The 21,301-nt window shown below is 62.9% G+C and carries 18 protein-coding genes; 6 read left to right on the top strand and 12 right to left on the bottom strand.

Going from position 1 to position 21,301, the window contains the following annotated elements:
* Positions 1–195: 195 nt before the first annotated feature.
* Entirely contained in the window at positions 196–1,326 is a 1,131-nt protein-coding gene (zapE, locus tag NPS56_RS11620) for a cell division protein ZapE (protein ID WP_274074739.1), read from the top strand.
* A gap of 116 nt (positions 1,327–1,442) precedes the next feature.
* Here zapE and NPS56_RS11615 read toward each other — a convergent pair whose 3' ends face one another.
* Positions 1,443–2,147, bottom strand: a complete 705-nt coding sequence (locus NPS56_RS11615) for a YebC/PmpR family DNA-binding transcriptional regulator (RefSeq protein ID WP_008063883.1) — start codon at positions 2,145–2,147, stop codon at positions 1,443–1,445.
* Between the two features lie 219 nt (positions 2,148–2,366).
* Here NPS56_RS11615 and NPS56_RS11610 point away from each other — a divergent pair, with 219 nt between their 5' ends.
* The gene (locus NPS56_RS11610; RefSeq protein ID WP_274074738.1) at positions 2,367–3,764 is read left to right on the top strand and encodes a type VI secretion system Vgr family protein; all 1,398 of its coding nucleotides are present in this window, start codon (positions 2,367–2,369) and stop codon (positions 3,762–3,764) included.
* A 3-nt stretch (positions 3,765–3,767) separates the two neighbouring features.
* Here NPS56_RS11610 and NPS56_RS11605 read toward each other — a convergent pair whose 3' ends face one another.
* Both NPS56_RS11605 and NPS56_RS11600 read right to left on the bottom strand, forming a co-directional pair.
* Positions 3,768–5,159 (bottom strand): FAD-dependent oxidoreductase, encoded by a 1,392-nt coding sequence (locus NPS56_RS11605; protein ID WP_274074737.1) that lies wholly within the window; start codon positions 5,157–5,159, stop codon positions 3,768–3,770.
* Positions 5,160–5,228: 69 nt separating this feature from the next.
* A complete protein-coding gene (locus NPS56_RS11600; RefSeq protein WP_274074736.1) occupies positions 5,229–6,554 on the bottom strand; it encodes an MFS transporter in 1,326 nt (441 codons plus the stop codon).
* Between the two features lie 267 nt (positions 6,555–6,821).
* On the opposite strand from NPS56_RS11600, the gene NPS56_RS11595 reads away from it, so the two are divergent.
* The gene (locus NPS56_RS11595) at positions 6,822–7,694 is read left to right on the top strand and encodes a LysR family transcriptional regulator (RefSeq protein WP_274074735.1); all 873 of its coding nucleotides are present in this window, start codon (positions 6,822–6,824) and stop codon (positions 7,692–7,694) included.
* A gap of 119 nt (positions 7,695–7,813) precedes the next feature.
* On the opposite strand, the gene NPS56_RS11590 is transcribed toward NPS56_RS11595, so the two are convergent.
* Positions 7,814–8,677 carry a LysR substrate-binding domain-containing protein gene (locus NPS56_RS11590; protein WP_274074734.1) on the bottom strand — a complete coding sequence of 288 codons (864 nt, stop codon included), beginning with the start codon at positions 8,675–8,677 and terminating at the stop codon, positions 7,814–7,816.
* Between the two features lie 109 nt (positions 8,678–8,786).
* Between NPS56_RS11590 and NPS56_RS11585 the strand changes: the two genes are divergently transcribed.
* The 3 genes from NPS56_RS11585 to NPS56_RS11575 all read left to right on the top strand — a co-directional run bounded on the left by NPS56_RS11585 (position 8,787) and on the right by NPS56_RS11575 (position 11,654).
* Positions 8,787–9,896 (top strand): 2-aminoethylphosphonate--pyruvate transaminase, encoded by a 1,110-nt coding sequence (locus tag NPS56_RS11585; protein WP_274074733.1) that lies wholly within the window; start codon positions 8,787–8,789, stop codon positions 9,894–9,896.
* A 153-nt stretch (positions 9,897–10,049) separates the two neighbouring features.
* Positions 10,050–10,877, top strand: a complete 828-nt coding sequence (gene phnX, locus NPS56_RS11580; protein ID WP_274074732.1) for a phosphonoacetaldehyde hydrolase — start codon at positions 10,050–10,052, stop codon at positions 10,875–10,877.
* 210 nt (positions 10,878–11,087) lie between these two features.
* Positions 11,088–11,654 carry a cytochrome b gene (locus NPS56_RS11575; protein ID WP_274074731.1) on the top strand — a complete coding sequence of 189 codons (567 nt, stop codon included), beginning with the start codon at positions 11,088–11,090 and terminating at the stop codon, positions 11,652–11,654.
* A 118-nt stretch (positions 11,655–11,772) separates the two neighbouring features.
* Here the strand turns inward: NPS56_RS11575 and NPS56_RS11570 are convergent, their stop codons facing one another.
* The 8 genes from NPS56_RS11570 to pqqB all read right to left on the bottom strand — a co-directional run bounded on the left by NPS56_RS11570 (position 11,773) and on the right by pqqB (position 21,281).
* Positions 11,773–12,696 carry a 1-aminocyclopropane-1-carboxylate deaminase/D-cysteine desulfhydrase gene (locus NPS56_RS11570; protein WP_425313625.1) on the bottom strand — a complete coding sequence of 308 codons (924 nt, stop codon included), beginning with the start codon at positions 12,694–12,696 and terminating at the stop codon, positions 11,773–11,775.
* A gap of 132 nt (positions 12,697–12,828) precedes the next feature.
* Positions 12,829–14,868, bottom strand: a complete 2,040-nt coding sequence (locus NPS56_RS11565; protein WP_274074730.1) for an NADPH-dependent 2,4-dienoyl-CoA reductase — start codon at positions 14,866–14,868, stop codon at positions 12,829–12,831.
* Between the two features lie 140 nt (positions 14,869–15,008).
* The gene (locus NPS56_RS11560) at positions 15,009–16,745 is read right to left on the bottom strand and encodes a PAS domain-containing hybrid sensor histidine kinase/response regulator (protein WP_274074729.1); all 1,737 of its coding nucleotides are present in this window, start codon (positions 16,743–16,745) and stop codon (positions 15,009–15,011) included.
* Positions 16,729–17,892 (bottom strand): alcohol dehydrogenase-like regulatory protein ErcA, encoded by a 1,164-nt coding sequence (gene ercA, locus NPS56_RS11555; RefSeq protein WP_274074728.1) that lies wholly within the window; start codon positions 17,890–17,892, stop codon positions 16,729–16,731. Before ercA ends, NPS56_RS11560 begins: the two co-directional genes overlap by 17 nt.
* A 218-nt stretch (positions 17,893–18,110) precedes the next feature.
* Positions 18,111–19,253 (bottom strand): pyrroloquinoline quinone biosynthesis protein PqqE, encoded by a 1,143-nt coding sequence (gene pqqE / locus NPS56_RS11545; protein ID WP_274074727.1) that lies wholly within the window; start codon positions 19,251–19,253, stop codon positions 18,111–18,113.
* The gene (gene pqqD, locus NPS56_RS11540) at positions 19,231–19,503 is read right to left on the bottom strand and encodes a pyrroloquinoline quinone biosynthesis peptide chaperone PqqD (RefSeq protein WP_274074726.1); all 273 of its coding nucleotides are present in this window, start codon (positions 19,501–19,503) and stop codon (positions 19,231–19,233) included. The genes pqqE and pqqD overlap by 23 nt, the downstream gene beginning before the upstream one ends.
* Positions 19,500–20,252: a pyrroloquinoline-quinone synthase PqqC gene (gene pqqC / locus NPS56_RS11535; RefSeq protein ID WP_274074725.1), complete on the bottom strand. Its 753-nt coding sequence runs from the start codon at positions 20,250–20,252 to the stop codon at positions 19,500–19,502. Before pqqC ends, pqqD begins: the two co-directional genes overlap by 4 nt.
* 114 nt (positions 20,253–20,366) lie before the next feature.
* Positions 20,367–21,281: a pyrroloquinoline quinone biosynthesis protein PqqB gene (gene pqqB / locus NPS56_RS11530; protein ID WP_274074724.1), complete on the bottom strand. Its 915-nt coding sequence runs from the start codon at positions 21,279–21,281 to the stop codon at positions 20,367–20,369.
* Between the last annotated feature and the right edge of the window lie 20 nt (positions 21,282–21,301).

The following is a 21,301-nucleotide window of genomic DNA, read 5'->3' as shown; positions in this document are numbered from 1 at the left end:
GATATTACTGCCTAGGCAGTCAATGTCAACGTAATAGTTAGGTTGCTTTGTAATTAGTTGACCAATGGCGTAGGGTATTGCGCCATATAAAGGGACGTCGTCGCCCTGAAACCCGCTGGAAGCAAAACTACCTATCTGGTTAAACTACGCCGCCGCGGCTCCCGGAGCCCGCCTGAAGATCACGGGGACATCACAGTGGCCGTTAGACCGCCCAAGCATTCGCGACTCACACCGCGCTGGCCATCGTTGCGCCGCCTGTTCGACAAGGGATCAGCCGGGGCTGACCGTCACTGCGCGAATGCCCGGGTCATTCACGACTACTTCCACCACAAGGCCGGTTCCCAGGGCTACACCCTCAGCCACAGCCAGCAACGGGTGATCGACTGCATGGCGCAGCACGCCTCGACGCTGTTGGGCACCTCGGGCAAGGCGCTGCCCGGGCTTTACCTGCATGGCGCCGTCGGGCGTGGCAAGAGCTGGCTGCTCGACGGTTTTTTCCAGGCGATCCCCCTCGCCCAGAAGCAGCGACTGCACTTCCACGGTTTTTTCGCCCGCCTGCACCAGGGCATGTTCAGCCATCGCGAGCAACCGGATGCGCTGGCGACCACGCTGGATGAGTTGCTGAGCGATTGCCGGGTGCTGTGTTTCGACGAGTTTCACGTTCACGATATCGGCGATGCGATGCTGATCACGCGGCTGTTCAAGGCGCTGTTCCAGCGCGGGATCCTGCTGCTGGTCACCTCCAACTACCCGCCGGAAGGCCTGCTGCCCAACCCGCTTTACCATGCGCGCTTCAAACCGGTGATCGACCTGATCAATGCGCGCATGCAGGTCATGGAAGTCGGCGGGCCGCACGACTATCGCAGTCAGGCCAGAACCCATGCGCATCAACTGTTCACCCAGGGCCGATACGTCTGGCCCGCGACGCTGGCGCAACGCCAGGCAGCGAACCTGCCAGCGCCGAACGGGCCGGCCATTGCCCTGCCGGTCGGCGCTCGCCATCTCTCGGCCCGCTACTGCGAAGGACGTACCGTCGGCTTCACCTTCGGCGACCTGTGCGATCACCCCACAGCGGTCATGGATTATCTGGAACTGTGCCGGCGCTTCGATCACTGGATCATCGACGACCTGCCCGACCTCGCCGACTGCACGATTGCCGCGCAGCAGCGTTTCATCAATCTGGTCGACGTGTTGTATGACCAGGACAAGCACCTGACTTTGCTGGGCCAACGCTCCCTGCGCGAAAGTTTGGGTGGTGACGCGATTGACCTGGCGCGTACGCGCAGCCGGTTGGGGCAGTTGGTGGAGGTGCGGGAGGGGGTTTGACTGGGGGAAACACACATCTGTAGGAGCCGGCTTGCTGGCGATGCGATGGTGGCCGTTATGCCGCCTTCGCTGGTCAGCCAGCTCCTACAGGTGATCGGGTTAGCTGCGAGAGATGTTTAGCCGGCCAGGCCGACAAACATATCCTGCACGTCGTCATGGTTATCGAGGCCTTCCAGGAAAGCTTCGACTTCAGCCATCTGCTCATCGCTCAAGCCGCTGACCGGGTTCTTCGGCTGGTAGCCCAGCTTGGCCGACAACACGGTGAAACCTTGCTCAGGCAGGGCTTTTTGCACGGCGTCCAGGTCCGTAGGTTCGGTCAGGAACAGCGTCGCGCCGTCTTCGCCCGGCTCGAAATCCTGGGCACCGGCTTCGATGGCGGCCATCTCCGGATCGGCGTCCGGGGTGTCCGGCGAGGCTTCGATCATGCCCACGTGGTTGAAGTCCCAGGCCACCGAACCGGAAGCGCCCAGTTGGCCCTTGCGGAAGGCCACGCGGATTTCAGCGACGGTACGGTTGATGTTGTCCGTCACGCACTCGACGATCAGCGGCACCTGGTGCGGCGCGAAGCCTTCATAGGTCACGCGATGGTATTGCACGGTCTCGCCCAACAGACCCGCACCCTTCTTGATGGCACGATCCAGTGTTTCCTTGGGCATCGAAGCTTTCTTGGCCTGTTCGACCACCAGACGCAGGTGTGCGTTGGTGGCGGTATCGGCACCGTTGCGCGCAGCAATGGTGATTTCCTTCACCAGTTTGCCGAAGATCTTGCCCTTGGCGTTAGCTGCCGCTTCTTTGTGTTTAACCTTCCACTGTGCGCCCATTACTCACTCTCTTGTCTATGGCGCCGAAACATCTATTGGCCGACGCATGCCGCCAAGTTTATACGGCCTAAAGTTGGCAATCGACCAAAAAATCTCATCCACGGATCGACATTTTTACCGATGGTTGTAGGGCGATTCTGAAATTTCGCTTAGCCATGTCCACAAGGCCTGCAGGTTTCGTACCCTCGCAGTCCCTACTCCATGGTAGAAGCGCGATCGATGCACAACGACAAGGAAAGTCCCTTCACCCTGACACTCCTCGACGACCACCTCAGTTTGCAAGTGGTGCAGTTCAGCGGTCGCGAGGCCCTCAACCAACCCTATCGATTCGATATCGAAGTGATCGGCCTGGCACCGGCCCTCAACCTTGAACGGCTGCTGCAACAACCGGCGCTGCTCGACCTTGGGCAAGGCCAGGGCATTCATGGCGTGCTGCATAGCGCCAGCTGCGAACATCGAGGACGTGGCCGGATAGGCTATAAACTGGTGCTGGTGCCGGCCCTTCAAGCGCTGGACCGAATCCGATCGCGGCGGGTCTTCCAGCGTCTCAGCGTGCCCATGATCCTGCGCCAGCTGCTGGAGGAACATGACATGCCTGCAGACAGCTATCGCCTGGACCTGGCAGACGGGCACTATCCCCTGCGGCCGTTTTGCATTCAGTACGAGGAAACCGACCTGGCCTTGCTGCAGCGCCTGTGCGAGGAAGAAGGCATTCACTACCACTTCGAACATTCCGCTCAGAGCCATGTGCTGGTGTTGGCCGACGACAACATGAGCTTTCCCCAGGAGCCGCTGCTGATGCCATTCCAGGGTGATGACAGTGCTCAACCGGCGATCAGCGAGCTGTATCAGCGCCACGCTGCACAAACCGTTTTCCCACGAACGAATGCGAAAAATCGCGGTGCTTCGCAGGTCGGTGAAGGCGCAGCCAATCACGCTTTCACCCACACGAGCGCGCCCCGCTCCACTCAGGAGCAACGTCATCACGATCAACTCGACCGCCGCGATCTGCAGCGCATGCGTTGCCAGCAGTTGCAGCTTCACGGCCAAAGCAATCAGCCCCTGTTACGCAGCGCCTGCATCGTGCAAGTGGCAGATCACCCCGTGCCGGGGTTCAACGATCAATGGCTGGTCTGCGAGGCGCGACACCAGGGACAGCAGGGTTCGATCCTGGCTGAGGACAGCAGGCCCCGGCGCTACCGCAATCAGTTCACGGCCATCCCCTGGTCGACGGTATTTCGTCCCCCTCTGGACCAGGCCAGGCCGCGCATCCCCGGCTTTCAGCCTGCACGGGTCTGTGGTCCGGCCGGACAGCACGCGGCACAGGATGATCAAGGTCGTTTGCAGGTAAGTTTGTGGCCCGACACGGATGTCGATCCCGCAGAGGGCCTCTGGCTACCTGTCGCACTGACAGTGTCCCAAGCCCCAACGGAACCGATCCAGCTGCCCATGGCCGGCAGCGATGGCTGGGTCAGTTTCCTCGACAGCGACCCCGACCGTCCGGTGTTCTGCGCCAGCACCGGACAGCGCCGCAGCCCGCCAGCGGTGCGCGCCGACACCCGCCACAGTGACACCCGCCTGCTGCTCGACTGGCTGATCAATCGTCCGGACGACTGAGCCTCAGCCCTTGTCCGCCTTGCCGGCCGCGGCGGCGAATTTCGCCAGGCGCACGTCCAAGTGCCGTGGCCGACGCCCGTGGTCCTCGGCGCGCTCCTTGCGGCGGATGGCGTTGCGCACCATCAACGAGCCGAGATAACGAATCGGTTCCGGCGGGAAAAAGCCCAGCGGTCCGCTTACCAGCGGCGAGCGGGTCCAGGGGTTGTCCAGGCCCTGGACCATCGAAGCGAGGATCTGCCCGCCCATGTGGCAAGGCCCCACCCCGCTGCCCGAATAACCAAAGCCGTAGAACACGTTGCCACTGGCGCTCATCTGCCCGAAGAACGGCAGCCCGGTCACCGAGCGGTCCGAGGGACCGTTCCAGGTCGCTTCGACCTTGACCTCGGCAAAGGCCGGGAAAAAATCCGCCAGGCTGTGCCGCAACAGGCCGGCATAGGGCGACGGTTGATCGAACACCGGCAGCATGCGCCCACCATAGGCGAAGGTGTTGCCGCCCTTGCCGAGCATGATCCGGCCGTCCGGGGTGTTGTGGTAGTAGTGCACGAAAATCCGCGAATCGAGCACCGTGACGCCGCTGGTCAAACCGATTTCGCTGAGCAGGTCGGGCCGCGGCTCGGTGATCAGCATGTCACTGGAAACGATCGCCACGCTGCGTTCGAACTGCGGGAAGGCCCGGGCCATCCAGGCGTTCATCGCCAGCACCACCCGGTCGGCGCGAATGGTCCCGTGCGGGGTCTGGATCCCTGCCGGCTTGCCCTCCTCCAACCCGGTCATGGCGGTGTTTTCGTGAATCCTCACGCCCAGTTGCAAGGCGACCCGGCGCAAGCCACGCACCAGCTTGCCCGGCTGCACACTGGCGGCCGCCGGGGAAAACCAGCCTTCCAGGTGCTTGGCCGAACCGGCCATGCGCTGCACATCGGCCACGGGGCGCTGGGTGAACGAGTTGATGCCGTGGCGTTCCAGCGCCGCAATCACCGCGTCGGTCGAGCCGCATTGCGCGCGATTGGTGGCGGTATAGAGGGTGCCGTCAAGACGATAATCGGCGTCCACTCCATACTGCTCGCAGAAGGCGCCGATGGCATGGATGCTGCGTTCGGACTCCTTGACCAGCCGCACCGCCTCGTCAACGCCGAACAGTCGCTCGAGGGTGAAGTACTTTGCCGACCACGACAGCGCACATCCACCGTTGCGCCCACTTGCGCCGGCGCCGCAGATGTCCGCTTCGATCAGCACGATGTCCAGTTCCGGGTCCTGTTCCTTGAGCATGATCGCGGTCCACAAGCCGGTATAACCGCCGCCGACGATGCACACGTCGGCGCGGCTGTCGCCTTGCAGTGGCGGACAGGTTTCCGATGCATCCGCCTTCAAGGCCTGGTCCAGCCAAAAGGGTCTCATGGGTCAATCTCCAGTCAATTGTCCACACGCCGGCCTGCCGCAAGCGCAGCAGGCGACGCGGGAGAGGATTCAGGTACGCAGGGGTTTGATGGTCATCGCCCGGTTGGGGACGTAGGCAAAGTGAGTCCCCTGGCCCCCGGGGCGGCTGTTCCAGTGGGGGACCAGCACCAGCGCCGAGAACAGCGCGCAGCCAGCGAAGACAATGAACACGGTGACGGTATCGAAGTAGCCTGGCAGCAATCCGCCGAGAATCGCCCCCACCGAGCCGCATCCATTGACGAACCCGGCCGCCGTGGCGCCAGCCTTGGCGGTACCGAAATCGATGGCGGCCGCGCCGCTGATCATCGAGTCAGGTCCGTAGAGGGTCAGACCCATGACGAACAACAGCGCCACCACCAGCATCACACTGCCGGTTTGCAGGGCGCCCATGAAGAAGGCGAGCGAGACGGTCAGCGCCAACAGGCTGATGACGCAGGCTGGCATGCGCCGTGCGCCGAACAGCTTGTCCGAGGCCAGGCCGATCATGATCGGCCCGAGCAACCCGGCCAGTTCGAACGCGGTGGGAATGATCGCCGCGCCGACCTTGCCCACCGAGGGCATCTGTTCGAACACGATCACCGGGCCCCAGAGCAGAATCGCGTAGCGCGCCGGTTTCAACATGAAGTACGCCAGGCCAAGGATCAGCACGGTGCGGTTGCGCAGGATTTCCTTCAGCGGCTCCAGCACGCTGATCTTGCTTTGGGCATAAGCCTCTTCAGCGCTCAGTTCGGGCTCCGGCTCCACGGCCGGCAAGCCCACATCTTCAGGTTTGTTGCGTTGGAAAATAAAAAACAGCACGGCGACCAGCCCAACCACCGCCGCACTGGAAATGAACGCTGCGTGCCAGGAGCCGATCAGCGTGTAGGCCCACCATCCGGCGAATGGCGATGCCACCAGTCCGCCAAAGGCGTAGCAGGAACTCCATAGACCCAGCACCCGCCCGCGTTGCTCGGACGGAAAGAAACTGCCGAGGTTCTTGCACAGCCCCGACCAACCGGTGGACTGCGCCAGGCCTTGAATCAGCATGCAGGTGGCGAAGATCGGCAAGGTGGCGAAACTGCCCATCACCAGCGCTGCCGCCGCCGAAATCAGCAAGCCGCCAAGGACCACCACCCGCGGCCCGAAGCGGTCGGCCAGGATGCCCCAGGTGAATTGGCCGATGGCGTAGGCGGTCAGGTAAATCGCGTCGAGGTTGGCCATGGCCATCTTGTCGAGCATGAACGTCGGGTCTTCGCCGATGCCGAGCTTGGCAACGGAAAACGCTTTGCGGGTGAAGTAGAAAGCGGCGTAGGCGAGCCAGGTGATCGCGAAGATCTGCACGCGCCAACGCTTGATGGTGCCGATGTGCTTGTTCATTGTGGTTCTGACCTCAGGGTGTGAGTGTGCCGGCAGAATTGGAAGAAAACGCCTGTGTTTTTATTGTTGAGCACTGCGAAATCACCTTGTCCCTGTGGGCGATTCCGGTCAGATGAGTCCTGTTGTTGCACGCACAGGCTCATGGCACCCGCGCTGTTCGACTGAGCAGTCACCGGGGCTGAGGTCGATCAAAACAATTACTGATTAATAAGTGAAATCGATTTATCGTATTTCCAAAATAAGCTCAGCTTGTTACTGGAGATTCCCATGTCGGTTTCCCACGCCCAGCTCAAAGCCTTCCATGCCGTGGCCGTGCATGGAAGCTTCACCAAAGCCGCCGAGCGTTTGTTTCTCACCCAACCGGCGATTTCCGACCAGGTGCGCAAACTCGAAGAACGCTACGGCGTGTTGCTGTTCCACCGCAACAAACGCTCGGTACGCCTCACCGACCTGGGCGAGCGCTTGCTGAGCGTCACCCAGAAATTGTTCGTGATCGAAGCCGAGGCCCAGGAGCTGTTGCAGGATTCCCAGGCGTTGCAGACCGGCAGCCTGATCCTGGCGGTGGATGCGCCGGTGCATGTGCTGCCACAGATCGCCCGGTTCTGCGAGCGCTACCCCGGTATCAGCGTGAAGATCGAAACCGGCAACACCGATGAATCGCTGTTCCGCCTGTTCAACTATCAGGCCGACCTGGCATTGCTCGGCCGCGAGGTGAGTGACGAGCGATTGATCTCGCTGCCGCTGCGCAATGACCCGATGGTGGCGTTCGTGTCGCGCAATCATCCGTGGGCGGATCGCGAGTCCATCACCCTCGCCGACCTCGACGATACGCCGCTGGTGCTGCGGGAAATCGGTTCGGTGACCCGCCAGACCCTGGAAGAAGAAATGGCCGGCGCGGGGTTTCGCATTCGCCCTGCGATTCAGGTCGAAGGTCGGGAAGCTGCGCGGGAGGCGGTGGTGGTGGGGATTGGTGTGGGCGTGGTGTCGGCGGCGGAGTTCGGTGCGGATTCGCGGGTGTGCGCGTTGCCGATTATCGATTGCAAACGGCGATTGACCGAGACGCTGGTGTGCTTGCGCGAGCAGAGTTCGCGGCGGGTGGTGGCGACGTTTTTGCAGATGGTTCGCGAGAGTCTTGTGTAGGCAGGTCTGGCCCTATCGCCAGCAGGCTGGCTCCCACAGGGATTTATGCTATTCACCCATCTTGTGTACGACGCAATACTCTGTGGGAGCCAGCCTGCTGGCGATGCAGGCAACGCGGTCTAACTGGCAGGCGCCAAGCCGAAAAACGCCTGAATCAAGCGCAAATCCCGCCGCCGCTCCATGCACCCCATCATGTGCCGATTGACCAACCCCTCGCCAATGATCGGCACCGCCGCCACCCGCGGGTCATGGCTGACTTCCACCGACGACACCACCCCCACCCCCAATTCGGCAGCGACCGCCTCGGTCACCGCTTCCCGGCTGTCCAGCTCCAGCAACACCCGCGGATTGACCTGTGCCTGGAGGCAGGCTTCATCGAAGGTGCGTCGGGTGATCGAACTCGGCTCACGCAGCACCATGATCACCTGGTCCAGTTCCTTGAGCGGCACGCCTTGAGTGCGCCGCGCCCAGGGATGACCTTCGGGCACCAGGGCGCAGATCCGCGATTCGCTCAGGGCTTGCAAATGCAGGCCCTTGCGCGGCTCGACTTCGGTCAATACCGCCACGTCGGCATGCTCGGACAACAGCGCCGCCAGGGTTTCCTGGGCATTGCCCAGGCGCAGGTTGACGGTGATCCCCGGATAACGCGCGCGCAGGCTCGCGAGCATCGGCATGACCATGTGCGGGCCGTCCGCCGCCACTTCCAGGCGCCCGGTGAGCAACTGCCGGTTGGCCTCCAGCATCGCTTGCGCCTCCTCGGCCAGGCCGAACATCGCCCGGGTGATCGCCGCCAGCTTGGTGCCCTCCTCCGTCAACTCCACCCGTCGTGCGGTGCGGCGCAGCAGGGTGATCTGGTAGTGCTCCTCAAGCGCCTTGATGTGCCCGGTGACCGCCGGCTGGCTGATGAACAGCCGCGCGGCGGCGCGGGTAAAGCTGCCCTCCCGGGCCACGGCATCGAACGCGCGGAGCTGAAACAGGTTCATGAATAACTCTCACTGATGGCTGGCATAACAACAAACAATTTGATTGATAACTCGGCAAATTGCAATTTAAGCCCCGTAGCTTCATCCCATCGATTGCGAGGACACGAGAATGAGTACTGCCGCACCCATCCTGCTCACCCCCGGCCCGTTGACCACGTCGCCCCGCACCCGTCAGGCGATGATGGTTGACTGGGGTTCATGGGATGACCGCTTCAACCAGCTGACCGCCAGCCTCTGCGAACAACTGCTGGCGATCATCAACGGCGCCGCCAGCCACCACTGCGTGCCACTGCAAGGCAGCGGCACCTTCGCCGTCGAAGCGGCGATCGGCACCCTGGTGCCCCGTGACGGCAAGATCCTGGTGCTGATCAATGGCGCCTACGGCAAACGCCTGGCGAAGATCTGCGAAGTACTCGGGCGCTCGTTCAGCACCTTCGAAACCGCCGAAGACGAACCGACCACCGCCGCCGACGTCGACCGCCTCCTGCGCGCCGATACCGGCATCACCCACGTTGCCCTGATTCACTGCGAAACCAGCACCGGCATCCTCAACCCGCTGCCGGAAATCGCCCAGGTGGTCGAGCAGCACGGCAAGCGCCTGATCATCGATGCCATGAGCTCCTTCGGCGCGCTGCCGGTAGACGCTCAACAGGTGCCGTTCGATGCGCTGATCGCCGCTTCCGGCAAATGCCTGGAAGGCGTGCCGGGCATGGGTTTCGTGTTCGCTCGCAAAGAATCCCTGGCCAACGCCGCCGGCAACTCGCACTCCCTGGCGATGGACCTGCACGACCAGCACACCTACATGGCCAAGACCGGGCAATGGCGCTTCACCCCGCCGACCCACGTGGTTGCCGCGCTGCACGAAGCCCTGCTGCAATACAACGAAGAAGGCGGCCTGCCCGCCCGGCACCAGCGCTACGCCGCCAACTGCCAGGCCCTGATGGAAGAGATGGCCGGGCTGGGCCTGCGCAGCTTCCTGCCGGCCGCCATCCAGGCGCCGATCATCGCCACCTTCCATGCGCCGAAAGATCCGCGTTACCAGTTCAAGGAATTCTACGAACGAGTCAAGGCCAAGGGTTACATCCTCTACCCGGGCAAACTGACTCAGGTCGAGACGTTCCGTGTGGGCTGCATTGGTCATGTGCAACCTTCAGAAATGCGCGAAGCCGTCGCGGCCATCGGCGAAGTATTGCGCGAGATGGAAGTGCTCGAAATCTAAACCGCACCTCATTCCCCTGTGGGAGTGAGCCTGCTCGCGATAGCGGACTGTCAGCCAACACATGTGCTGAATGTCAGGGCCTCATCGCCAGCAGGCTGGCTCCCACAGTAAAAGCAGCCCCCAATTAGCCAGTTGCCACAGGATCTGATCACCATGAACTACACCAACCCAACCAAGCTGCAAGCCGCCATCCTCGACTGGGCCGGCACCGTGGTCGACTTCGGCTCGTTCGCGCCGACGCAGATTTTCGTCGAGGCTTTTGCCGAGTTCGACGTCCAGGTCTCCATCGAAGAGGCCCGTGGCCCGATGGGCATGGGCAAGTGGGACCACATCCGCACCCTGTGCGACCAGCCGCAAGTCGCCGAGCGCTATCGCAATGTGTTCGGCCGTACGCCGACCGACGATGACGTCACCGCCATCTACCAGCGTTTCATGCCCCTGCAGATCGAGAAAATCGCCGAACACTCGGCGCTGATTCCCGGCGCCCTGGACACCATTGCCGGCTTGCGTGAACAGGGGATCAAGATCGGTTCCTGCTCCGGTTATCCGAAACAGGTCATGGACAAGGTCGTCGAACTGGCCGCCACCAACGGTTACGTGGCCGACCACGTGGTCGCCACCGATGAAGTGCCGAACGGCCGCCCATGGCCCGCCCAGGCATTGGCCAACGTGATCGCGCTGGGCATCGACGACGTCGCCGCGTGCGTGAAGATCGACGACACCGTGCCGGGCATCCTCGAAGGTCGTCGTGCCGGCATGTGGACCGTCGCGCTGATCTGCTCGGGCAACGCGCTGGGCCTGGACTATGAAGGCTACCGTGCCCTCGGCAGCGATGAACTGGCCAGCGAGCGCAAGCGCATCCACGCCCTGTTCGAAGGCTCGCGTCCGCACTACATGATCGACACTATCAGCGATTTGCCTGAAGTGATTGCCGATATCAACAAGCGCCTGGCCAAGGGCGAAATGCCGCAAACCAACTGACCAAACGCGTATCGCCCCCTGTAGGAGCTGCCGCAGGCTGCGATCTTTTGATCTTGAAAACAAGATCAAAAGATCGCAGCCTGCGGCAGCTCCTACAGGGCATTCAGCGTCAGAGAGCCTTCAAGCAAACCCGGTGAAACAGGATTACAGTTAAAGCACACCGTCGATCAAGAACGGGTGGCTGCAAACCGGACCTGTGAGGAACACCGTATGCCGTGGAAAAACTCCGACTCGCGCTACAGCACCGTCTCGATCGCACTGCATTGGTTGATGCTGGTCCTGCTGGCGCTGGTTTACGCCTGTATCGAACTGCGCGGCCTGTTTCCCAAGGGCAGCGGTGGTCGAACACTGATCGTCGAATCGCACTTCATGCTCGGCCTGACCGTCTTCGTGCTGGTCTGGCTACGCCTGTTCGCCCGCAGCCTTGGCCCGGCACCGCAGATCTTTCCGGCGTCACCCAAGTGGCAAACGCTGCTGGCCAAATTGATGCACTGGGCGCTGTACCTCTTCATGATCGCCATGCCGATCCTGGGCTGGCTGGTCACCAGCGCCAAAGGTAACCAGGTGATGTTCTACGGCTTCGACCTGCCCCTGCTGGTCGCGCAAAACAAGGACCTGGCCAAGCAGATCCAGGGCTGGCACGAACTCGGTGGCACCCTCGGCTACTGGCTGATCGGCCTGCACGCCGTCGCCGGGCTGTATCACCACTATGTGGTGGGCGACAACACCCTGCTGCGAATGATGCCCAAGCGGGTCAACAGCAATACCGGAAGCTGACGCATATCAAATGTGGGAGCGGGCTTGCTCGCGAAGGCAGTGTGTCAGTCAATTAACGATGCGACTGATGCACCGCCTTCGCGAGCAAGCCCGCTCCCACAATGGATTGCGGTGCTTTTCAGGTTTTGGAGCTAAAACCCCGGCGGCCTTGCAAACCACCGGTGTGGATAAAGATCAGCCGCGTGCCCGGGGCAAACTTCCCTGCCTCGACCTGCTGCTTTAGCGCCAGCAATGCCTTGCCGGTGTACAGCGGTTCCAGTGGAATGCCGCTGGCCTGTTCGGTCTGCTCGATGAATTCAAGCAATAGCGAATCGACCTTGGCAAAACCACCGCGGCTGGCGTCGAACAGTTCATAAGACGGATGATTCACCCCCGCCTGCGCCAGGATGCGCTCGACCTGCTGTGCCACCCCATGATCGTCGGGCACCGCCAGCGCGCCGTAGACCGGGTGCTCGCCCGCTTCGGCCATCACCAGGCCGGCCAGGGTCGTGCCGGTGCCGCAGGCCAGCCACCAGCCGTCGTAGTCGTTCCAGCCCAGGTCATTCAGTTGCCGGCAGGCCAATGCCTTGAGCGGCAGGCAGCCCTGTGCACCCGGCAACCCGCCGCCGCCTTCAGGCACCGCCAGTAAGTCGGGATACTGCGCCTGCCATGGCTCCCAGAAACCCGCCTCATGCCGCGCCCGATAGCCGGCAAAACCGAGCCAGTGCAGGTGCATGCCGAACGCCTGCAAATCGTTCACCGTCGGTGTTTGCTGAGGGTGCCCGCGCAACAGGCCGACCGTGGTAAAACCGAAGCGTTTGCCGGCAGCGGCCAGGGCATGCAGGTGATTGGAATGGGCGCCGCCGAGGCTGATGATGCCCTTGGCGCCTGCCTGGTCAGCGGCTTTGAGGTGTTCGGTGAGCTTGAACCATTTGTTGCCGCTGATCAGCGGGTCGATCTGGTCCAGGCGCAGGATGGCGAGTTCGATGTTGGCTGCGGTGAGCCAATCAAGGTGGAGGCGATCGAGTGGGGCTTGGGGTAGCCAGTCGGAAGGAACAATCATCAGCGCTGGGCGACCTGAAAAACCCCATTCTACCAGCCGATAAAAAACCCTGTAGGAGCTGTCGAGTGAAACGAGGCTGCGATCTTTTGATTTTTACAAGCAAGATCAAAAGATCGCAGCCTTCGGCAGCTCCTACAGTTCAGCAGCCAGTCGCGAACCCTGGTTGATCGCCCGCTTGGCATCCAGTTCCGCCGCGACATCCGCGCCGCCGATCAGATGCACGTTCTGCCCCGCCGCCACCAGGCCTTCCTGCAACTCGCGCAGCGGGTCCTGCCCGGCGCAGATCACAATGTTGTCCACCGGCAGCACCTGCGACTCACCGGTTTCGCCGATGCGGATGTGCAGGCCTTCGTCGTCGATCTTCAGGTACTCGACGCTGTTGAGCATCTGCACCTGCTTGTTCTTCAGACCGGTGCGGTGGATCCAGCCGGTGGTCTTGCCCAGGCCGTCGCCGACCTTGGATTTCTTGCGCTGCAGCAGGAACACTTCGCGGGCCGGTGCATGGGGCGCCGCCTTGATGCCGGCGACACCGCCGCGGGCTTCCAGGTGAGTGTCGATGCCCCACTCCTTCCAGAATTCATCGCGGTTCAGGCTGGTGGCCTGGCCCTGGTGAACCAGGAATTCCGAGACGTCGAAGCCGATACCGCCAGCGCCGATCACCGCGACTCGCTTGCCCACCGGTTTGCGCTCGAGCAGCACGTCCAGGTAGCTCAGCACCTTGGCATTTTCCACCCCCGGAATCGCCGGCAAGCGCGGCGCAATACCGGTCGCCAGGATGATCTCGTCGTAGCCGCCCTCGACCAGTTTCGCCACATCGACGCGGGTGTTCAGGCACACCTCGACGTTAGTGGTCTGCAGCTTGCGACCGAAGTAACGCAGGGTCTCGAAGAACTCTTCCTTGCCCGGTACCCGCTTGGCCACGTTGAACTGACCGCCGATTTCGCTGGCCGAATCGAACAGCGTCACCGCATGGCCACGCTCGGCCGCCACGGTGGCGACGGACAACCCCGCAGGCCCGGCACCGACCACGGCGATTTTCTTGATCTGCTGCACCGGCACATAGTTGAGTTCGGTTTCGTGGCAGGCGCGCGGGTTGACCAGGCAACTGGTCAGCTTGCCGCCGAAGGTGTGGTCCAGGCACGCCTGGTTGCAGCCGATGCAGGTATTGATTTCATCGGCGCGGCCTTCGGCGGCCTTGTTGACGAAGTCCGGGTCGGCGAGGAACGGCCGCGCCATGGAGACCATGTCGGCATCGCCCTCGGCAAGGATCTGCTCGGCGACTTCCGGGGTGTTGATGCGGTTGGTGGTGATCAGCGGAATGTTCACCGAGCCGCGCAGCTTGGCCGTGACCTTGCTGAAGGCCGCGCGCGGCACCTTGGTGGCAATGGTCGGGATTCGCGCTTCGTGCCAGCCGATGCCGGTGTTAATGATCGTCGCACCAGCCTGCTCGATGGCCTTGGCCAACAGCACGATTTCGTCCCAGGTGCTGCCGCCCTCGACCAGGTCGAGCATCGACAGGCGGAAAATGATGATGAAGTTCGGGCCAACCGCCTCACGCACGCGACGCACGATTTCCACCGGCAGGCGCATGCGGTTTTCGTAGCTGCCGCCCCAGCGGTCGGTGCGGTGGTTGGTGTGGGCGGCGAGGAACTGGTTAATGAAATAACCTTCGGAACCCATGATCTCGACGCCGTCGTACTCGGCCTGCTGGGCCAGGGTCGAGCAGGTGACGAAATCGCTGATCTGCTTCTCGATGCCTTCCTCGTCCAGCTCCTTGGGCTTGAACGGGTTGATCGGCGCCTGGATCGCGCTCGGCGCAACCTGTTTCGGGCTGTAGGCATAACGACCGGCGTGGAGGATCTGCATGCAGATCTTGCCGCCCGCCTCGTGCACCGCGCGGGTGACGATGCGGTGCTTGAGCGCTTCTTCTTCGGTGGTCAGCTTGGCCGCGCCGGAATACACGCCGCCCTCGTCGTTCGGGCCGATACCGCCGGTGACCATCAGGCCGACACCGCCACGGGCACGCTCGGCGAAGTACGCCGCCATGCGCTCGAAACCGCCGGGCTTTTCCTCAAGGCCGGTGTGCATCGAACCCATCAGGGTGCGGTTGCGCAACGTGGTGAATCCCAGGTCCAGCGGGGCCAACAGGTGCGGGTAATGGGCGGCGGTCATCGGTAACTCCACAGCGAGCGATCACGGAAAAAGCGGAAGCTCTACGGCCCCCGTCAGTCATGTTCGACAGACTAAGAGCCGCGCAGCTGCGGCTCAATGACCGAAACTGACAACTTAATGATCGAAATGTGCAGCGACGCTCAAGCCGGTGCTCCCAGCAACTGGCTCAGCACGGCGCGCAACTTGCCGGGTTTCACCGGTTTGTTCAGCAGCGGCGCTTCGAGCCGTTGCAACGAGCGCCGGCACTGGTCCGTACGGTCCGCGGTGATGATCACCGCAGGAATGGCCTGGCGGTAATGCTCGCGCAAATGCCTGACCACATCACAGCCCACCACGCCGTGGTCCAGGTGATAATCGGCCAGGATCAGTTCCGGCGCCTGACCGGCCAGGGCCGCCAGCGCCGAGTGTTCATCGGTGGCGGTGACCACGTCGCAGCCCCACTGCCCGAGCAACGCACTCATGCTTTCGAGGATGCTCACTTCATTGTCCAGCACCAGCAATCGCCGGCCCGGCAGCGGATTACCCGTGCCCGGTTGCGGTGCCGCGAGGCTGATGGGCAAAGGCACCTCGCGGGATATCGGTACCTCGATGCTGAACATCGATCCGCGGCCCGGAAGCGAGTGCACCTGGATGCGGTAGTCGAGGATTTTCGCGATGCGCTCGACGATCGCCAGCCCCAGCCCCACGCCCTTGCGGTCGGCGGCGCGGCCCACGTCCAGCTGATTGAATTCGAGGAAGATGGAGTCCAGGCGATCGGCGGGAATGCCGCGTCCGGTGTCCCACACTTCCAGGCGCAGCTTGTCGCCCCGGCAACGGGCCCCCAGCAGGATGCTGCCTTCGTCGGTGTAGCGACAGGCGTTACTGAGGAAGTTGCGCAGGATCCGGGTCATCAGGCGCAAGTCGGTGCGAATGGCGTAATCGCCCATGTGCACGCGCAACCGCAAGCCGGCGGCCTGGGCCACGGACTGGAACTCCGAGACCAGTGGCCCGAGCAATTCGTCGAGGCGATACAGCGCGACATCCGGCTTGACCGCCGCTTGATCGAGGCGGGAGATGTCCAGCAAGTCGGTGAGCAGGTCCTCGGCGCCTTCCAGCGCCTGATGGGTACGCTCGACCAGCACCTGCTCGACCTCGGGCAGCTTGCGCTCACGCAAGGTCGAGATCAGCAACCGCGCGGCGTTGAGCGGTTGCAACAGGTCATGACTCGCCGCAGCGAGGTATTTGTCCTTGCTGCGGTTGGCGGCCTGCGCGGCGTCCCGTGCATCGCGCAGGGCTTCGGCGATCTGTTTACGCTGGGTGATCTGTTGTTGCAGGTTGCGGTTGGCTTCCAGCAGTTCGTCGGTGCGCGCGGTCACGCGCTGTTCCAGTTGGTCGTTGAGTTGCTGCAGGCGTTCCTGGGCAAGCTTGCGTTCGGTGATGTCGGCGACGAAACCTTCCACCAGCCCTTCCTGGTCGGGCTTGAGCAGCAGGTTCATCAGCACGTCGAGATGGCTGCCGTCCTTGCGCCGCAACTGGGTTTCATAGCCGTGCAGGCTGCCCTGGTGGGTGAGGATTTCGCCGATGTCTTCCAGCTCCTGGGCACCGCCGACAAACAGGTTGCTCGCCAGGTCCGCCAGGGAGAACAGCACCTCCTGCGGGTCCTGATAACCAAGCATGCGCGCCAGGGCCGGGTTGGCGGCGCGCATGCCGTCGTGCAGGCTGGCCTGGAAAATCCCGTGGACCGCGTTTTCGAACAACCATTTGTAGCGGTTGCGCTCGGCTTCCAGTTCGTCGAGGCGCGCGGCCAGTTCCGGGTAATGGCTCTTGCGCGCCGAATGACTGCCTAATCCGAGTAATCCGGCCAGCGCCCGTTGTTGCTCGTCAGAGGGCTTCGCCATAGACGACCTCGACATCACGCTGACTGGATTCGCGCGGGTTGGTGAGGATGCACGGATCATCCATGGCGTGTTGCGACAGGAATGGAATGTCCGAGGTCCTGACCCCATGCAGCCCGAGGGTTTCGTGGAAACCGATGGCATGCTTGAGCGCGATCAGGTGCTCGACCAGGCGCCCGCAGATCTGCCGGTGATTGAGGCCGCGGCAGTCGATGCCGAACGTCTCGGCGATGACCTTGAAACGGTCCGGCGCCGAGTCGTAGTTGAACGCCACCACGTGCTCCACCAGCACCGCGTTGCACAGGCCATGGGGCAGGTCGAGAAAGCCGCCGAGGCTGTGGGACATGGCATGCACCGCGCCAAGGATCGCGTTGGAGAACGCCAGCCCGGCCTGCATGCTGCCGAGCATGATTTTCTCGCGCAGGGCGATGTCCGTCGGGTTGGCGATCATCTGCACCAGGTTGCCGTTGATCAGGCGCATGGCTTCCAGCGCATGGGGATCGGTCAGCGGCCCGTGCCCGGTCGACACGAAGGCTTCGATGGCATGCACCAGCGCGTCGATGCCGGTACAGGCCGACAGGAACGGGTCCATGCTCAGGGTGGTTTCCGGGTCGATCAGCGACACGTCCGGCACCACCGCCTTGCTGACGATGGAGAACTTCATGCGTTCCTGCTGATTGGAAATGATCACGAACTGCGAGACGTCGGCCGAGGTGCCGGCGGTGGTCGGAATCAGGATCAGCGGCGGGCTGGGCACGCGGATGGTGTCCACGCCTTCGAACTCGAGGATGCTGCGGCCATGGGCGACGACAATGCCGATGCCCTTGCCGCAATCCATCGGGCTGCCGCCGCCGACGGCAACGATCACATCGCAGTGGTTTTCCCGATACAGCTCGGCACCGAGCATCACCTCTTCCACTCGCGGGTTGGGCGAGACGCCGCTGTACAGGCAGTATTCGATGCCCAGGGCTTGCAGGCTGGCTTCGACATCCGCCACCCATCCGGCGGCAATCACCCCCGGGTCGCTGACCACCAGCACCTTGCGCGCGCCAAAGGTCTTGGCATAGTTGCCGACGTTGTGCCGGCAACCGGCACCGAAGATGATTTCAGGCGAAACGAATTTACGCAGCTGACTGAGACTCTGGCTCATTGGAAAGCCTGTTTTTATTGTTTTGGAAGGTAAGGTCCACACTAAAGCATCCGGCTGCGAATGCAATCAGACCAATGGCTGGGTTCACTGCAGGTCCCCTGTAGGAGCGAGCTTGCTCGCGATGGTCGTCAACGATAACGCTGGGAGCCTGACACTCAGCGGCGCTCTCGGGTTCTTCGCGAGCAAGCTCGCTCCTACAGGGGGGGGTGTTGCCAGGGTCATCCGCGGTAGATCAGCTGCGAAGCCTTCGCATTGCGCAACGTCAGGTGCTCCATGCCCTGCCCCGGCGCCTCTGCTTCTTCGCGGGCCTTGAGGATCACCCCGTGATGGGGCGACTTGCTGCACACAGGGTCGGCATTGGCCGCGTCGCCGGTGAGCATGAACGCCTGGCAGCGGCAGCCCCCCAGGTCCTTGTGTTTTTCATCGCAGGAACGACACGGCTCCTTCATCCAGTCATCGCCACGAAAACGGTTGAAACCCAACGATTGGTTCCAGATGTGCTCGATGCTGTGCTCGCGCACGTTGGGAAACTGCACCGGCAATTGCCGGGCGCTGTGGCAAGGCAGCGCCGTGCCGTCCGGGGTGATGTCGAGAAACAGGTTGGCCCAGCCGTTCATGCAAGTCTTGGGACGTTCTTCGTAGTAATCGGGGGTGACGAAAATCAGCTTGCAGGGGTGCCCCTGGGCCTCAAGACGCTCACGATACTCGTTGGTAATGCGCTCGGCCCGTTGCAATTGCTCCCGGGTCGGCAACAGGCCGACGCGGTTGAGCTCGGCCCAGCCATAGAACTGGCAGGTGGCCAATTCGACGAAATCCGCTTCCAGCTCCAGGCACAGATCAATGATCCTGGCGATGTCATCGATGTTGTGCCGATGGGTGACGAAGTTCAGCACCATCGGATAACCCTGGGCTTTCACCGCCCGGGCCATCGCCAGCTTCTGCGCAAAGGCCTTGCGCGAGCCGGCGAGCATGTTGTTCACCGCTTCGTCGGCGGCCTGGAAACTGATCTGGATGTGATCGAGCCCGGCGACCTTGAAGTCACGCACCTTCTGCTCGGTCAGGCCGATGCCCGAGGTGATCAGGTTGGTGTAGTAACCCATGTCCCGCGCGGCCTTGATCAACTCGGCCAGGTCGGGCCGCACCAACGGTTCGCCACCGGAAAAGCCCAATTGCGCGGCGCCCATTTCGCGCGCCTCACGGAACACGCGAATCCATTCCTCGGTGTCCAGTTCCTCGCCGTGGCGGGCGAAATCCAGGGGATTGGAGCAATACGGACACTGCAACGGACAGCGATAGGTCAGCTCCGCCAGCAGCCACAACGGCGGCCCCGGCAGCGCGTCACTCGATCCAGAATTGCGCATGGGCCACCTCCAGGAAAGCCAGCACGTCCTCGTCGATGCCCGGCACCTCAGGAAAACTCGCGGTCAGCCGGTCGATGATCGCCGCGACGCTGCGCTGGCCGTCCAGCAGCTCGAGAATCTGCCCCGCACTGGCGTTGAGCTTGATCATGCCTTCGGGGTAGAGCAACACGTGGCAGTCCTGGCGCGGTTCCCACTGCAAGCGAAAACCCGGGCGCAGCGTCGGTGAATGCGCGCGTTTGACCAGGCTCACAGCGCGATCCCCCGATGCCAGACGCGCTCGGTTGTCACCGTGTGATACGGCGGGCGCTCCAGCTCATAGGCCATGCTCATGGCGTCGAGCATGCTCCACAGCACGTCGAGCTTGAATTGCAGGATCTGCAGCATGCGTTGCTGGGCCTCGAGGGTGACGTAGTGGGCCAGGGTGATGCGCAAGCCGTGTTCGACATCCCGTCGGGCCTGGCTCAGGCGCGTGCGGAAGTAGTCGTAGCCGGCGGGGTCGATCCACGGGTAATGGGTCGGCCAGGCATCGAGCCGCGACTGATGGATCTGCGGCGCGAACAGCTCGGTCAACGAGCTGCTGGCCGCTTCCTGCCAGCTGGCACGCCGGGCGAAATTGACGTAGGCATCCACGGCGAACCGTACGCCGGGGAGCACCAGCTCCTGGGAGAGGATTTGCTCGCGGTCGAGCCCCACCGCCTCGCCCAGGCGCAGCCAGGCTTCGATGCCGCCCTCGCTGCCAGGCGTACCGTCATGATCGATGATCCGTTGCAGCCATTCCCGGCGCACTTCGCGATCCGGGCAGTTGGCCAGGATCGCCGCGTCCTTGAGCGGGATGTTGAGCTGGTAGTAGAAGCGATTGGCGACCCAGCCCTGGATCTGTGCGCGGCTGGCGCGGCCGGCGTACATGGCTTGGTGGAAGGGGTGATGGATGTGGTAGCAGGCGCCCTTGGCGCGCAGGGCCTGCTCGAATTCGCTGGGGGTCATGGGGGTGTCGGTCATTGCCGGTCTCCGGATTTGGCGGTGTCTGAACTGACGCCTTCGCGAGCAAGCCCGCTCCCACAGGGGGAATGCGTTTCATTGTGGGAGCGGGCTTGCTCGCGAAGGGGCCATTAGCTACAACACAATGCTCATGCCGTCATAAGCCACTTCAATCCCCCGCCGCTCCAGCAGGGCCCGCTCGGCCGAGTCTTCATCGAGGATCGGATTGGTGTTGTTGATGTGGATCAGCACCTTGCGCTGGCCGGGGAAACCCTCCAGCACTTCCAGCATACCGCCGGGCCCACTTTGCGCCAGGTGGCCCATTTCGCTGCCCAGGTTCTGCCCGACTTCGCAAATACGCATCTCGTCGTCGCGCCACAGGGTGCCGTCGAGCAACAGGCAATCGGCGCGCTGCATCCAGGCCAGCACCTCATCGTCGATCTGCCCAAGGCCCGGCGCGTAGAACAGCGAGGCGCCGCTAAGCGGGTCTTCGATGAACAAACCGATGGTGTCGCCCGGTTGCGGGTTGCCGCGATTGGGTGAATACGGCGGCGCGTTACTGACCAATGGAATCGCGCGAAACTGCAACTGCGCGCAGGCCGCGATCTGGAAGGGCTCGCGGTCCAGTCCGACCGGTTGCCACTGCAAGCCGCCGTTCCAGTGACCGAGCATGGTGAACAACGGGAAGCCGCTGCTGAGGTCCTGATGAACCCGCTCGGTGCACCACACGTCATGCGGGCAGCCTTCGCGCAGGCTCAGCAGCCCGGTGCAGTGATCGATCTGGCTGTCCAGCAGCACCACGCCGGCGATGGCGCTGTCGCGCAAACGCCGCGCCGGCTGCAGCGGCGCAAAACTGTCGAGTTGTGCGCGGATGTCCGGTGAAGCATTGCACAGCACCCAGTCCACACCGTTGTCGCTCAGGGCGATCGACGACTGCGTGCGACGCTGGGCCCGCACACTGCCATTGCGCACACCGGCGCACTGGCGGCAGTTGCAGTTCCACTGCGGGAAACCACCGCCGGCGGCGGAACCGAGAACGCGGATGTGCATGGGCAATGCTCCAGAAGGCA

The sequence above is a fragment of the Pseudomonas putida genome (genome assembly GCF_028682635.1).
GTDB lineage: Bacteria > Pseudomonadota > Gammaproteobacteria > Pseudomonadales > Pseudomonadaceae > Aquipseudomonas > Aquipseudomonas putida_AE.
The sequence above is the reverse complement of the archived record's forward strand: the minus strand, read 5'-3'. Positions and strand labels throughout refer to the sequence as shown.